Raw genomic sequence first — 14,225 nt, forward strand, 5'->3', positions numbered from 1 at the left:
TTAGAAGAAGTGGTGTTTTCCCATGAAGATGAAGCAGAAAGAGAAAGTGCAGATTAAATATCCCGGCTCCCGCCAGGCCATGGACGGCAACAGTGCTGTCATCATGTGCGAGCGCGAGTCCTCCGATGCTGCCGGCGCCTATCCCATCACTCCTTCGACGCAGATGGGGGAATTCTGGGCGGAAGAGGTCTCGAATGGTCACATCAATATCTCCGAACGGCCTCTCATTTTCATTGAACCCGAGTCGGAACATGCCGCAGCGGCGGTAACCGCCGGCCTGTCGATGACCGGCCTGCGCGCCACCAACTTCTCCTCGGCCCAGGGCGTGGCGTTCATGCATGAATCGCTCTACGCCGCAGCGGGCAAGCGCCTGACTTATGTCCTGAATATCGGCTGCCGTGCGATCACCAAAGCCTCACTGAATGTGCACGCCGGTCATGACGACTACCACTGCGTGGACGACACCGGTTTCTTCCAGATGATGGCCAACGACGCCCAGGGTGCCGCGGACCTGAACATCATCGCCCACCGCGTGGCGGAGCTGGCCCTGACGCCGGGCATCATCGCCCAGGACGGCTTCCTTACCACACACCTGATTGAATCCCTGCAGGTCCCGGAACGCGAGCTGATCGCCCAATACCTGGGCCGACCCGAAGACCTCATCGAGTGTCCCACCCCGGCCCAGAAGATGCTTTTCGGGGAGACCCGTCGCCGCATTCCCCTGACCTGGGATGTGGACAACCCGGTCACTTCAGGGTCGGTGCAGAACCAGGACGCCTACATGCAGGCCGTTGCCGCCCAGCGCCCGTTTTTCTACCGGCACATTCCGGCGCTGATGGAACAGGCGATGGAAGAGTACTACCAGCTCACCGGCCGCAAGTATGGACGTATCCACACCTACAAGACCGATGATGCGGACTATCTCATCGTCGGCCAGGGCTCCATGGTGGTACAGGCCGAGGCGGTGGCCGACTACCTGCGAAAGAGCCGCAAACTGAAGGTTGGTGTGGTCGGCATTACCAGCTTCCGGCCCTTCCCGGGTGATCGGCTGGGACAGGTACTCAAAGGCAGAAAGGGCGTTGCCGTGCTGGAGCGAACGGATCAGCCGCTGGCGGAGGACCTGCCGCTGATGCGCGAGATCCGTGCCACCCTCTCCAAGTGCATCGAAAACCATATTGCAGCCAATGGCCAGCTGCCCTGGCCCGATTACGCGGTCTACGCGAAAAACGGAGACATCCCGGTCCTCTACTCCGGCGCCTTCGGCCTTGGCTCCCGCGACCTGCAGCCCGAGGGTCTGATCGCAGCCGTGGAGAACATGCTCGATGATGGCCCTAAAAAGAAATTCTTCTATCTGTCGATCGATTTCCTGCACGACAGTCCCGAAAGCCCCAAGCAGGAGCTCTACCAGCAGGAGCTGCTCGAGGCCTACCCGGAGATCGGCGACCTCGCCCTGCGCGGTTCGGAAAACCCGAATCTGATGCCCGAAGGTTCGATCACCGTGCGCATGCACTCGGTGGGCGGCTGGGGTGCGGTGACCACCGGCAAGAACCTGGCGATGACCCTGTTCGATCTTCTCGATTACGACATCAAGGCGAATCCGAAATACGGTTCGGAGAAAAAGGGACAGCCGACCACCTATTATCTGTCCGCTGCACCGGAGCGCATCAAGATCAGCTGCGAGTACCACTTTGTGGATGCCGTCCTCGCCCCGGACCCGAATGTGTTCGAGCACTCCAACGCCCTGTTCGGTCTGAAGAAGGGTGGCACTTTCGTGGTGCAATCCAGTCTCGATACACCGGAGGCGGTCTGGAACAGCTTTTCCTACTCCACCCGCAAGTTCGTGGTCGAAAACGACATTCGCATCTTCTATGTGGACGGCTTCGGAATCGCCAAGAGCGAAGCCTCCAATGCCGACCTTCAGTTCCGCATGCAGGGCATCGCCTTCCAGGGCGCCTTTTTCAAGGCCTCGCCGCTGATGGAAACCGCGAATCTGGATGAAAAGTCCCTGTTCCGTGCCATCGAGGATCAGCTGGAGTCGAAATTCGGCTCCAAGGGTCGCCGCGTGGTGGAGGACAATCTGCGGGTGGTCCGTCGCGGTTTCGACGAGTGCACAGAAATCCTCGACAAGCCGCTCGGCAATGTGACTGCCCTCACAAAAAAACACAAGTCCACGCTGCCGATCACGCTCAAGCGGATGCCGCAGAACCGGAACCGGCTTACCGACATTCACCGATTCTGGGAGTCGACCGGCAACTTCTATGTCTCGGGCCAGGGCTCTGACAATCTGGCCGATCCCTTCATGAGCATGTCATTGATCCCTGCGGCCACCGGGATCTATCGGGACATGACCCAGATCCGATTTGAGTATCCGGACTGGATTCCCGAAAACTGTACGGCCTGCGGCGACTGCTACACCGCCTGCCCCGACAGTGCGATTCCGGGTCTGGTCAATTCCATACCGGAGGTGTTCAATACCGTCATCCAGCGCATCGAGGGAAGCGGTCGGCCTACCCGTCATCTGCGCCGGGCGGTCCGCTCCCTGGAGAAGAAACTCCGCTCCGGAATCAAAGCCGACGGTGAAAGCGCCAATGTGCAGGTGCTGATCGATCAGGCGATCGTCGAGACCATCGTCGAATCGGAACTGGAAGCAGAAGCCCTGGAGCGCCTCAACACCGAACTGGAGTGGTTCAAGGAGTCCATCGGTGGTTTCAAGTTTGCCAGTACCAAGCCCTACTTCACCGCCAGGGAGAAGCGCGGCAAGGGTTCCGGCGGCCTCTTCTCCATCACCGTCAACCCCTATACCTGCAAGGGCTGCATGGAGTGCGTCGAGGTCTGCGACGATGCTGCCCTCGTGGCGGTAAAGCAGACCCCCGAATCGGTGGAGCGACTGCGCGAGGACTGGAACTTCTGGCTGGACCTGCCCACCACATCACCGGACTACATCCGGGTGGACGACCTGGATGAAGCCGTCGGTGCGCTCGATACCATTCTGCTCGACAAGCGCAACTTTGGTTCCCTGATCTGCGGTGACGGTGCCTGTCTCGGGTGCGGCGAGAAGACCGCTATTCACCTGTTCACGGCCACCGTCACGGCGCTGATGCAATCACGGGTCAAGGTTCACCTGGCCAAAATCGAAGACTTGATCCAGCGGTTCGAAAAACATATTCGCCTGAAGCTTGCCGAGTCCATGGACCTTTCCGATACCGGGACCATCACGGCCGTGGTCGACCAGCACCGGGATGTTGACCTCACCCTCTCCCGGCTGTCGGCAGGCCTCGATGAGGGCAGGGACGGCAATCCGCTGGATGCCGACTGGCTGAAGTGGGCAACGGATCTGCTGGCGCGGCTCAAGGAGCTGAAGTCGAAATACGTCAGCGGACGCGACGGCAACGGCCGCGCCGAGATGGGCATCATCAACGCGACCGGATGCACCTCCGTGTGGGGTTCGACCTTCCCCTACAGCCCCTATCCGTTCCCCTGGACCTCGCACCTGTTCCAGGACAGCCCCTCCATGGCGATGGGTCTGTTCGAGGGCCATATGCAGAAGATGGCGGACGGTTTCCGGGCCGTGCGCATGGCGGAACTCGAACTGGAGGGAGACTACAACCCGGACACCCATGGTGAATTCTTCAAGTACTTCTCCTGGAAAGACTTCAGCGACGAAGAATTCAAGCTCTGCCCGCCGGTGGTCTCGGTCGGCGGGGATGGCGCCATGTACGACATCGGATTCCAGAATCTGTCGCGCGCCATGATGTCCGGACTGCCCATCAAGGTGCTGGTCCTCGACACTCAGGTGTACTCCAACACCGGTGGCCAGAGCTGTACATCGGGCTTCGTCGGGCAGGTAGCCGACATGGCGCCTTACGGCACAGAGACCCGCGGCAAGCAGGAGATCCGCAAGGAGATATCACTGATCGGCATGGCACACCGCACCAGTTATGTCATGCAGAGCTCGGTGGCCAATGTGACTCACCTGCTGGAGAGCTATATCGAGGGCCTGAACAGCCGGCGGCCGGCACTGTTCAACGTCTACACCACCTGCCAGCCCGAGCACGGCGTAGGTGATGAAGCGACCATGCGACAGACGAAACTGGCGCTCGATTCCCGCGCCTACCCGATGTTCCGCTTCAACCCGGACCGTGGCACCACGCTGGCGGAGTGCTCCGACATCGAGGGCAACCCGGCCGTCGAAGAGGATTGGGTCACCTACACCCTGCACTATGAGGAAGAGGGCCAGCAGAAGACCCTGGAGGTGCCCCTCACCTTCGCCGACTTTGCCGTGACCGAAGGGCGTTTCCGCAAGCACTTCAAAACGGCGCCGCGGGAAAGCTGGGATGACGACAAGATGTTGCCGGTGGTCGAGTTCCTGGAACTCGACGCGGATGAGCGCGAGGGCAAATTTCCCTATGTGTGGATGGTCGACGGCAAGAACCGTCTCAATCGGGTGCTGGTCTCCCGGGAGATCATTGATTCCACCGAAGAGCGTCGTGACTTCTGGCGGCAGTTGAAGGGGCTCGTTGGTGCCGACCAGACGGTCGATTTGAACCAGGTCGCCAATGATGCGCGCATCGATATGGCTCAAAAGCTGACCAATAGCCTGCTGGCAATGGCGACCGGCAACGCCGCCAACGGCAATGGCTTCGGGGAAACCCTGATGGGCCTGCCGGCCAACGGCAACGGCACACTCCAGTTCGAGAATGGCGCCAACGGCTCGGGCGTGGCCGACGCCGATTACGAAGCCGTATGGGTGGAAACCCCCGAATGCACCGCCTGTGACGAATGCATCGAGCTCGCCCCCAAAGTGTTCCAGTACAACGACAAGAAACAGGCCGAGGTGATCAACCCGCGAGGGAGTTCCTACAAGGACATCGTCAAGGCAGCGGAAAAATGCACCGCCGTATGCATTCATCCGGGCACCCCCTGGAATGCGTCCGAGGCGGACGAAAAATTGTTGAAACGGGCGGCGAAATTCGCCTAGGACAGTAGCGAGTAGCGAGTAGCGAGTAGCGAGTAGCGAGTAGCGAGTAGCGAGTGACTAGGCTCCCCTAGCCACTAGCCACTAGCAACTAACCAGAGCCACCATAAACATTGAGCTTGCCATGGGCCTCCTTAACCTTTTCAAGCGGAAAACTTTCTCCCACGGTATTCATCCGCCGGAGTACAAAGAGGAGACCGCGCACAAGCCGATCCGGCGACTGCCATTCGCCCCGGAAATGGTCATCCCGCTGTCGCAGCATTTCGGTGCAGCGGCCATTCCGCTGGTGCATCCGGGTCAGGAAGTTCTTCGCGGTGAACCTGTCGCGCGTGCCGACGGATTCATGTCGGCACCCATTCATGCCCCGGCGACGGGCATCATCGAAGACATACACCTGATGCCCACGGCGCGTGGCCCCAAGGTGGAGTCCATCATCCTCAAGGCGCACCCGGGTGCAAGCCAACGGGTACTCTACGGTGCCGAACTGGACGTGGATACCATGAGCGCCGAAGAGCTCGTGAAGGCCATCCAGGACACCGGCATGGTCGGACTCGGCGGCGCGGGGTTTCCAACCCACGTCAAACTCACGGTTCCTCCGGAGCATCCAGTCGATACGCTGGTGGTCAACGGCTGCGAATGCGAGCCCTACCTGACCACCGACCACCGCATCATGCTCGAGCATACGGATGAACTGATCCGCGGCATCCGCATTGCCATGCGCGCCAGCGGCACCAGACGGGCGGTCATCGGTATCGAGGACAACAAATCCGATGCCATCAAGGCCATTCGTGAACGTCTCAAGCCGGAGGACCCGATCGCGGTTCAGGAGGTCCGCACCAAGTACCCGCAGGGTTCGGAAAAATTGCTGATCACCGTGCTGCTGGGACGAGAGGTGCCCTCGGGCGGACTCCCTTTCCAGGTCGGTGTGGTGGTCAACAACGTCGGTACCCTGGCCGAGATCGGGCGACTGCTGCCAAAAGGCGAAGGTCTCATCGAGCGCGTGGTGACCATCGCCGGTCCCGAAGTCAAAAAGCCCGGCAATTATCTGGTGCCACTCGGCACACCGCTGCGCTTCATCCTGGAGCAGGTCGGCTATTTTGGCGACGCCGGTCACCTGATCCTGGGCGGACCGATGATGGGAACGACCGTGGCCTCGCTGGATGTCCCGATCACCAAACCGGTCTCGGGCCTGGTTGTATTGCCGGAAGAATCCGCCAACGAACACCCCGACCGGGTCTATCCCTGTATCCGATGCGGCACCTGCGTGGACGCCTGCCCGATACATCTCAATCCGTCACGACTGGGGCAACTTGCGGCAAGGCGTCAATACGAGACCATGGCCGCCGAGTTCCATCTGAACGACTGTTTCGAGTGCGGATGCTGCAGCTATGTATGCCCGTCCAACATTCCGCTGGTGCAGTATTTTCGCATCGCCAAGTCCGTCAATCGCGAACGGGCAGCGTAATGAATACGATTGAAAACCACGGGGGTCACGGGGAGCACGGGGAAACCCATTACTTTTATTGCCGTCCCCGTGTTCCCCGTGTTCCCCGTGTTCCCCGTGGTTAACAAATAGAGAAAACATGGTAGCCAAGGTCGAACTCAAGACATCGCCGCATCTGCGTTCGGCACCCAGTGTCGAGCAGATCATGCGCAATGTGGTTTATGCGCTGCTGCCAATCGTGGCATTCGCGATCTACCAGTTTGGATTGTCGGCCCTGGTCCTGACCATCACCGTCGTGGCGTCCTGCCTGGGAACCGAGCGCCTGTTCAATTGGCTGTCGGGGAAACCGAGTACCCTGAGTGACTGGAGCGCGGTGATCACCGGACTCCTGTTGGCCTTGACCCTGCCGCCGGCCTTTCCCTTGTGGATGGGAGCCGTGGCCGGATTCGCGGCCATCGCGATCGGCAAGGCCCTGTTCGGCGGACTCGGTTTCAACGTATTCAATCCGGCGCTGGTGGGGCGCGCATTCGTCCAGGCCGCATTCCCGGTTGCCATCAGTACCTGGACACCGGCCTTTGCTCCCGGACGCTTCATGGAATTCATTCCATCGACGTTGGCATTGCCCTTCATGAAACCGCCGGCAGTGGATGACTGGGTGGCCGCGCAGGCGGTCGACACCTTTACCGGCGCAACGCCGCTGGCGCAGTGGAAGTTCGATGGCGAGATCGTGGACAGCTGGAGCCTCTTCAGTGGCATGACGACCGGCTCAAGCGGGGAAACCTCTGCCCTGCTGATTTTGGTTTGCGGCGCCTATCTGGCCCTGCGGCGCATGATGAACTGGCAGATACCCGCGGCCATGCTGCTCGGTGCCGCCCTGACCGCCCTGCCCTTCTGGCTCTACGCGCCGGAAACGTACCCCTCGCCGGTTTTCGTCCTTTTCTCCGGCGGTCTCATGCTGGGCGCGGTATTCATGGCCTCCGATATGGTCGCCTCACCGGTGACCCCGCGGGGGCTGTGGATATATGGGCTGTTAATGGGCTTTTTAACGGTGGTGATCCGTTTCTGGGGGGGCCTGCCGGAAGGCGTCATGTACGCCATTCTGCTCGGCAATGCCGCCTCGCCGCTGATCGAATCCATCACCCAGCCACGCATCTACGGTGAACGAAAGGGTTGAAAAGATGCAAAGCGTGAGAAGGCAAACAGAGTACTTCAGGCACTTTCGAAATCTACTTGCGGACTTTGCACGGCTTGCGATGAAAACAGCATGACACCACAGCAACAGACACAGTCTCCGGCGCTCCCCTCCAGTAGTCGATTGATCGGCACACTGGGGGTGATTGCAATGCTCTCCGGTTTTCTGGTCGTGCTGGTGTACGAATACACCCGTCCCTTCATCCTGGAAAACAGACGTGAGGCCATCGAGCGGGCAGTATTTCAGGTCGTGCCCGGAGCAACAGACCGTCGTGACTTCGTGGTCAATGACGAGGGAATATTCCCCGCGGATTCAGGCAGGAGCGGTACCCTCCTTTATGCCGCGTATAACACAGCGGGGGAATTGGAGGGTATCGCCGCCGGCGCCGCGGCTCAGGGCTATGCCGACATCATACAGCTGCTGTTCGGCTACGACCCCGACTGTCAGTGCATCACCGGTTTTTCCGTCCTGCAAATGGCGGAGACGCCGGGGCTGGGTGACCGAATTCTTACGGACGAAGGCTTTCTGTCCAACTTCAACGATCCGGGGCTGGATGCGAGACTGGAGCCGAATCGTGAGGAGTTGGCCAATCCCATCGTCACGGTCAAACATGGCAGCAAAGAGCAGCCGTGGGAGATCGACGCCGTCTCTGGAGCCACTGTCACATCCAAAGCAGTGGGCAAGGCACTCAACAATGCCTCGCAGGAACTTCTGCCGAAGCTGTGGCCCCATTTGGACGAACTACGTAAAGGCGAGGTAACGCAGAGGCAAGAAGTCGCCAGGGATGCAAAGGGGTAAACCATGGCTATCGATTTGAAGAAAGGTGAAAGCATAACCGCGGATACCTTCCTCTCGGGACTTTGGCGGGAAAATCCGGTATTCGTGATGCTGCTGGGGATGTGCCCGGTACTGGCGGTGAGTAATTCGGTCATCAATGCCGTTGCCATGGGCCTGGCGACCACGTTTGTGCTGCTGGCCTCGTCGGGCCTCGTGTCACTGCTTCGAAGCTTTATCCCGAAACAGGTCAGGATTGCCAGCTACATCGTCATCATCGCAACCTTTGTAACCATCGTGGATTATGTCATCCAGGCCATCAGCCTTGACCTTTACAATCAGTTAGGCGCATTCATTCAACTGATCGTCGCCAACTGCATGATCCTGGGCCGCGCCGAAGCCTTTGCCTCGAAACAGCGCCTTGGCAAGACACTCATCAACTCCCTGGGGCAGGGGGCCGGCTTTACCTTCGCTCTCCTCTGTCTGGGTTCGGTCAGGGAACTGCTGGGCAACGGCACGCTATTGGGTATCGACATCTTTGGCGCCAACTTCGAGCCCTGGGTGGTGATGATTCTTCCCCCGGGAGGCTTTTTTGTCCTCGGCGGCTGGCTGCTGCTGTTCAACTGGATGAAGGAACGCAAGGCGCGCAAGCTCCGGGAAGCAGAAGATACAGAGGTGGCCCATGCCTGACTCACTCTCGTTCGTCTTTCTCAATGCCTTCATTATCAACAACTTCGTGCTGGCACTGTTTCTCGGCATCTGTCCCTTCCTGGGCGTATCCGGAAAGCTGCAGACGGCTTGGTCCATGGGTCTTGCTACCGCCCTGGTGATGCTCATCAGTTCGGTTTCGGCCTACGTCATCAATAGTCTGCTGGTGGAGTTCGGTCTCGAATTCCTGCGGCTCATCTGTTACATCGCGGTGATCGCCTCGGCCGTACAGCTGGTGGAAATGGCCATGAAGAAGTTCAGCCCCACGCTGTTCCGGGCACTGGGGATCTTCCTGCCACTGATCACCACCAACTGCGCCATTCTGGGACTGGCGCTGTTTCAGACTTTCAACGAGTACAACTTCCTGCAGTCGGTCGTCTACAGCCTTGGCGCAGGTGCGGGCTTTATGCTGGCCATCGTGCTGATGGCCGGCCTGCGGGAAAAACTGGAACTGGCGGAGGTGCCGAGCATCAGCCAGGGCGCTGCGATGAGTCTCATGCTGGCGGGCATCCTTTCGCTCTCCTTCATGGGCTTTGCAGGACTCGGTGGGTAGCACTCAAATGCGGAATCAAGTAACCGAAAACAGGCTTGTACCGCAGAGACGCAGAGTTCGCCGAGGACCGCGCAGGGATGGTCCAATTTTGTTAACGGGCCCCGTAGGGCGGATTAGGCAAGCCTTTGGCATCGTGATTTCCGACAAACACCCGCGCCGTAATCCGCCTTATACATCTCAGCATACTCCGCGTCTCTGCGTTGAAATTTTATTTTCTTTTGCGCATTTTCGGTAACAAAAGAGGTTTTGTAACCATGGCTAATTATTTCTTTGCAATGGGCCTCATCATGCTGCTGCTGCTGTGCTGGGTATCGGTTCAGCATCTGGCACGACTGTTTGCCAAGCGCCATCCGCAGTTTGGAGCGGTCCGCGAGGATGGCGGTGGTTGCGGCACCGGTTGTCTTTGCCGTGGTGGAAGTTCCTGTAAAAGCCGAAACTGATTGGTTCAATTCACCGCGAGGAACCTTGTCTTTGCGGCTAAACGTTTTAACGATTTGGGGGGAGTAACGTGGCGGACGAATACATCATCTGGTTCGACAAACTGGGCATGGACGACGTGGCGCGGGTCGGCGGCAAGAACGCATCCCTGGGCGAAATGATCTGCGGACTGGCGTCCGCCGGTGTGCGCGTGCCGGAAGGATTCGCAACCACTGCCCATGCCTTTCGGGACTTTCTGCGCCACGACCGCCTGGCGGATCGTATCAATGGGCTGCTGAAGACACTCGACGTGGAAGATGTCGATGCGCTGGTCGAGACCGGCGCCACCATCCGGCAGTGGATCATCGACACGCCCTTTCCTGAACCCCTGCATGCCGCCATCACCTCGGCCTACGGGAAAATGGCCGGTGAGCACCAGGGCGAGTTGGCGGTGGCGGTGCGCTCCTCTGCGACCGCCGAAGATCTTCCCGACGCCAGCTTCGCCGGTCAGCAGGAGACGTTCCTGAACGTCCGGGGCCTCGACGATGTACTAATGGCCGTGAAGCATGTGTTTGCCTCCCTCTATAACGATCGAGCCATCTCTTATCGTGTGCACCAGAACTTCACTCATGCGGAGGTGGCGCTTTCGGCGGGTATCCAGCGCATGGTGCGCTCGGATATCGGGGCCGCCGGCGTGATGTTCACCCTCGATACCGAGTCCGGGTTCCGGGATGTGGTCTTTATCACCGGAGCATATGGCCTCGGCGAGACCGTGGTTCAGGGCGCGGTCAACCCTGATGAGTTCTATGTCTACAAGCCAACCCTTGCCAAGGGTAATCCGGCCGTGCTCAGCCGCGCACCGGGCACCAAGGCCATAAAGATGGTCTACAGCGACCAGGCGGGGCATGGTAACTCCGTAAAGACAGTCAGCGTGGACGAGGAAGAGCGGCTGCATTTCTGTCTCACCGATGCACAGGTGGAGGAGCTGGCACGCCAGGCCGTGACCATCGAAAAGCATTACCGTCGGCCGATGGATATCGAGTGGGCGCTCGATGGTGAAGATGGTGCGCTCTATATCGTACAGGCACGTCCGGAGACAGTGAAAAGCCGAGGCGAACAGGTGATTGAGCGCTACAGCCTGAAAAAACCCGGAGTGGTTCTGGCCTCCGGCCGCGCTATCGGGCAGAAGATCGGAACGGGCCCCGCACGTGTGATCAAAAACGTCAACGAGATGAACCGGGTCCAGCACGGCGATGTTCTGGTTACCGACATGACCGATCCCGACTGGGAGCCGGTCATGAAACGGGCGGCGGCAATTGTCACCAATCGCGGGGGCCGGACCTGTCACGCCGCCATCATCGCCCGTGAGCTCGGAATCCCCGCCGTAGTGGGGACCGGCAACGCCAGCTCACTCATCAAGGAGGGCCAGAAGGTCACGGTCTCCTGTGCCGAGGGGGATACCGGCTACATCTATAAAGGGCAACTGGCCTTCGAGGTGAAGACCGCAAATGCCGACCAAATGCCTGACCTGCCGGTAAAGATCATGATGAACGTCGGCAATCCGGGCCGCGCCTTCGATTTCGCCAACCTGCCTAACGCGGGGGTCGGTCTGGCCCGCCTCGAATTCATCATCAATGCCATGATCGGGGTCCATCCCAAGGCGCTTCTGGAATTCGAAAAGCAGCCACCGGAGCTCCAGGAGCAGATCCGCCAGAAAATAGCGGGCTATGCGACTCCCGTGGACTTCTATGTCGAAAAGCTGGCCGAGGGCATCAGCACGCTGGCAGCAGCCTTTTACCCGCAGCCGGTCATCGTCCGCATGTCGGATTTCAAGTCCAACGAATACGCCAATCTGCTGGGTGGCAGCCGATACGAGCCTCAGGAAGAGAATCCCATGATTGGATTCCGCGGCGCTGCACGGTACCTCTCCGAGACCTTCCGCCCCTGCTTCGACCTCGAGTGTCGTGCACTTCGCAAGGTGCGGGACGACATGGGACTCACCAACGTGGAAGTGATGATCCCCTTCGCCCGGACGGTCGAGGAGGCGGAAGGCGTGATCGGCCTGTTGAGGGAGAACGGCCTGGAGCGGGGCAAGAACGGGTTACGAGTGATCATGATGTGCGAAATCCCGTCGAACGCGATCCTTGCGGACGAATTCCTGGAACACTTCGATGGCTTCTCCATCGGCTCCAATGATCTGACCCAGTTGACGCTGGGCCTGGATCGCGACTCGGGACTGATCGCGTCCCTGTTTGACGAACGCAATGCTGCCGTCAAGAAACTGTTCTCCCTGGCCATCGACGCGTGCCAGAGACAGGAAAAATACATCGGTATCTGCGGCCAGGGTCCATCGGACTATCCGGACCTGGCAAAGTGGCTGTTTGATCGCGGCATCAGCAGTATCTCGCTGAACCCCGATACCGTAGTCGAGACCTGGCTGCACCTCGCCGGTAAAAAAGTCGGCGAACAGGAGAGCGCAACAGCAGGCGGGTCCGTCGCCTAGGTGCCCATGACTCTTTCATAGGACGGCCTTCAGGCCGTCCTCGAGTTGGACAGCTACCCTGTTCACAAGGATCGAACCGGACGGCCCGGAGTAAACGTCTGGTTCGGCCTTGACTCCTGCAATTTCCCACAGGAGACTTTCTTCTCTCCGTGTTCTCAGTGGTTAATCCGATGCGCCGTTCCGTTTTCTTTCTCTCCGATCACACCGGCATCACTGCCGAGACGCTGGGCCGTAGCCTGCTGACTCAGTTTGAGGGGATCGAGTTCCAGCAGACCAGCTGGCCATTTCTCGACAACATGGAAAAGGCCGAAAGTGCGGTAAGCCGTATCAACCGGGCTGCCCGTGAGGACGGCTGCCGGCCTTTGGTGTTCTCGACCATTGTCGACACGGAGGTACGAAAAGTGATCCTCACCTGCCGGGGCGCCGTGTTCGATTTCTTCGATGCCTTTAATGACAAACTGGAGAACGAATTGGGACAACCGGCACTACATGCCACCGGCCGCTCCCATGGGATCGGGGATTTTCAGCGCTACGCATCCCGGATCGATGCACTCAATTTTTCGCTGTCCAATGATGATGGACTGATGGCGAGCAACTACCCCGCCTCCGACATCATTCTGCTCGGCGTCTCCCGCTCCGGAAAAACGCCCACCTGTCTCTACCTGGCACTGCAGTACGGTGTACTGGCCGCCAACTACCCGTTGACCGAGGATGATCTGAAGGCCGGCCTGCTACCCAAGGTACTCGCACCCTATCGTGACCGCCTTTTCGGGCTGACGATCGATCCTGACCGTCTCCATCGGATTCGGACCGAGCGCTACCCCGACAGCCGATATTCCCAGTTGAGACAGTGTCAATTCGAAGTCGATGCGGTGGAGTCCCTGTACCGCCGGGAGGCGGTCCCGTTTGTCAACACCACCTCCATGTCCATTGAGGAAATAGCCGCCACTATCATGCAGCGGGCAGGTATTCAGCGCCGTCTTTATGGCTAACAGCCTGTCGGACTCGGGAATAATCTACTCCGCAGCGTTGATGACCTGATGTCGACAGGCGGCTAAAAAACTAAACCAAGTCTGAATTTGCCCCAATCAATTGACACCATAGCCGCCCTTTCTAAACTGAAAATCGGGATGGTTAATGATCCCGATCTTCCGTTAATCACTGCAAGGGGGTGCCCAATGCGACTGAGTGGTGATCAAGTCCGCAACGCCTTTGACGAATACATCGATGCCATGGAAGACGCTGTCTCTTTCGAAGAGGAACCGGAGTGGCAGGAATTTCTCGCCGAGAATCCAGGCTTCGAAAGCTCCGGACGAGACGACTACGACTAAGTAGAAAAACAGCGATCCAGCGACCCCCTTCGAGGGTTGCGAAACCCATCAAGACCACGGGGAATACGGGGTACGCCAGAAACTTGATCACAGAGGAAGCCGAGGCCCGAGTCAATCGGCCTCCTCCTTACTGAACGGAAATTCTCGATGGGTTCATCCCACTATTGCGCTACCGAGTCATTAATTACACCGGGCGCACAGGGACAGTCCAAACTCGCCACCGCGAGCACCGAGAATCGAAAAGTCCCCTCGACTTCACGAGGGAAAAAATCGATACTGGCTCTTCCCCGTGTTCCCCGTGTTCCCCGTGTTCCCCGTGTTCCCCGTG

Annotated in this window: 10 protein-coding genes; all 10 read left to right on the forward strand. The window is 59.1% G+C overall.

Features of this window, described 5'->3' with window-relative positions; translation table 11 throughout:
• Positions 1-22: 22 nt before the first annotated feature.
• The 10 genes from BLP65_RS00250 to BLP65_RS16825 all read left to right on the forward strand — a co-directional run bounded on the left by BLP65_RS00250 (position 23) and on the right by BLP65_RS16825 (position 13,897).
• Positions 23-4,978: a 2-oxoacid:acceptor oxidoreductase family protein gene (locus BLP65_RS00250; protein ID WP_092991446.1), complete on the forward strand. Its 4,956-nt coding sequence runs from the start codon at positions 23-25 to the stop codon at positions 4,976-4,978.
• Between the two features lie 121 nt (positions 4,979-5,099).
• Positions 5,100-6,440 (forward strand): electron transport complex subunit RsxC, encoded by a 1,341-nt coding sequence (rsxC, locus tag BLP65_RS00255; protein WP_092991449.1) that lies wholly within the window; start codon positions 5,100-5,102, stop codon positions 6,438-6,440.
• A gap of 118 nt (positions 6,441-6,558) precedes the next feature.
• Positions 6,559-7,593 (forward strand): RnfABCDGE type electron transport complex subunit D, encoded by a 1,035-nt coding sequence (locus tag BLP65_RS00260; protein ID WP_092991451.1) that lies wholly within the window; start codon positions 6,559-6,561, stop codon positions 7,591-7,593.
• A gap of 90 nt (positions 7,594-7,683) precedes the next feature.
• A complete protein-coding gene (locus BLP65_RS00265) occupies positions 7,684-8,409 on the forward strand; it encodes an RnfABCDGE type electron transport complex subunit G (RefSeq protein ID WP_092991453.1) in 726 nt (241 codons plus the stop codon).
• Positions 8,410-8,412: 3 nt separating this feature from the next.
• Positions 8,413-9,075: an electron transport complex subunit RsxE gene (gene rsxE / locus BLP65_RS00270; RefSeq protein ID WP_092991455.1), complete on the forward strand. Its 663-nt coding sequence runs from the start codon at positions 8,413-8,415 to the stop codon at positions 9,073-9,075.
• A complete protein-coding gene (locus BLP65_RS00275; RefSeq protein WP_092991457.1) occupies positions 9,068-9,646 on the forward strand; it encodes an electron transport complex protein RnfA in 579 nt (192 codons plus the stop codon). Before rsxE ends, BLP65_RS00275 begins: the two co-directional genes overlap by 8 nt.
• Positions 9,647-9,900: 254 nt before the next feature.
• Positions 9,901-10,086 (forward strand): chemotaxis protein, encoded by a 186-nt coding sequence (locus tag BLP65_RS00280; RefSeq protein ID WP_092991459.1) that lies wholly within the window; start codon positions 9,901-9,903, stop codon positions 10,084-10,086.
• 107 nt (positions 10,087-10,193) lie between these two features.
• Positions 10,194-12,566 carry a phosphoenolpyruvate synthase gene (ppsA, locus tag BLP65_RS00285; RefSeq protein ID WP_217631871.1) on the forward strand — a complete coding sequence of 791 codons (2,373 nt, stop codon included), beginning with the start codon at positions 10,194-10,196 and terminating at the stop codon, positions 12,564-12,566.
• Between the two features lie 170 nt (positions 12,567-12,736).
• Entirely contained in the window at positions 12,737-13,558 is an 822-nt protein-coding gene (gene ppsR / locus BLP65_RS00290; protein WP_092991463.1) for a posphoenolpyruvate synthetase regulatory kinase/phosphorylase PpsR, read from the forward strand.
• A 186-nt stretch (positions 13,559-13,744) separates the two neighbouring features.
• On the forward strand, positions 13,745-13,897 hold the full coding sequence (locus BLP65_RS16825) for a hypothetical protein (protein ID WP_175452383.1): 153 nt from the start codon (positions 13,745-13,747) through the stop codon (positions 13,895-13,897).
• The last annotated feature ends 328 nt before the right edge of the window (positions 13,898-14,225 follow it).

This window comes from Thiohalomonas denitrificans, from assembly GCF_900102855.1.
Taxonomy (GTDB): domain Bacteria; phylum Pseudomonadota; class Gammaproteobacteria; order Thiohalomonadales; family Thiohalomonadaceae; genus Thiohalomonas; species Thiohalomonas denitrificans.

Coding starts and splice junctions, on each gene's coding strand:
- BLP65_RS16825 (WP_175452383.1), top strand. CDS start 13,745: ATGCGACTGAGTGGTGATCAAGTCCGCAACGCCTTTGACGAATACATC.
- ppsA (WP_217631871.1), top strand. CDS start 10,194: ATGGACGACGTGGCGCGGGTCGGCGGCAAGAACGCATCCCTGGGCGAA.
- BLP65_RS00280 (WP_092991459.1), top strand. CDS start 9,901: ATGGCTAATTATTTCTTTGCAATGGGCCTCATCATGCTGCTGCTGCTG.
- ppsR (WP_092991463.1), top strand. CDS start 12,737: ATGCGCCGTTCCGTTTTCTTTCTCTCCGATCACACCGGCATCACTGCC.
- BLP65_RS00275 (WP_092991457.1), top strand. CDS start 9,068: ATGCCTGACTCACTCTCGTTCGTCTTTCTCAATGCCTTCATTATCAAC.
- BLP65_RS00265 (WP_092991453.1), top strand. CDS start 7,684: ATGACACCACAGCAACAGACACAGTCTCCGGCGCTCCCCTCCAGTAGT.
- BLP65_RS00250 (WP_092991446.1), top strand. CDS start 23: ATGAAGATGAAGCAGAAAGAGAAAGTGCAGATTAAATATCCCGGCTCC.
- rsxC (WP_092991449.1), top strand. CDS start 5,100: ATGGGCCTCCTTAACCTTTTCAAGCGGAAAACTTTCTCCCACGGTATT.
- BLP65_RS00260 (WP_092991451.1), top strand. CDS start 6,559: ATGGTAGCCAAGGTCGAACTCAAGACATCGCCGCATCTGCGTTCGGCA.
- rsxE (WP_092991455.1), top strand. CDS start 8,413: ATGGCTATCGATTTGAAGAAAGGTGAAAGCATAACCGCGGATACCTTC.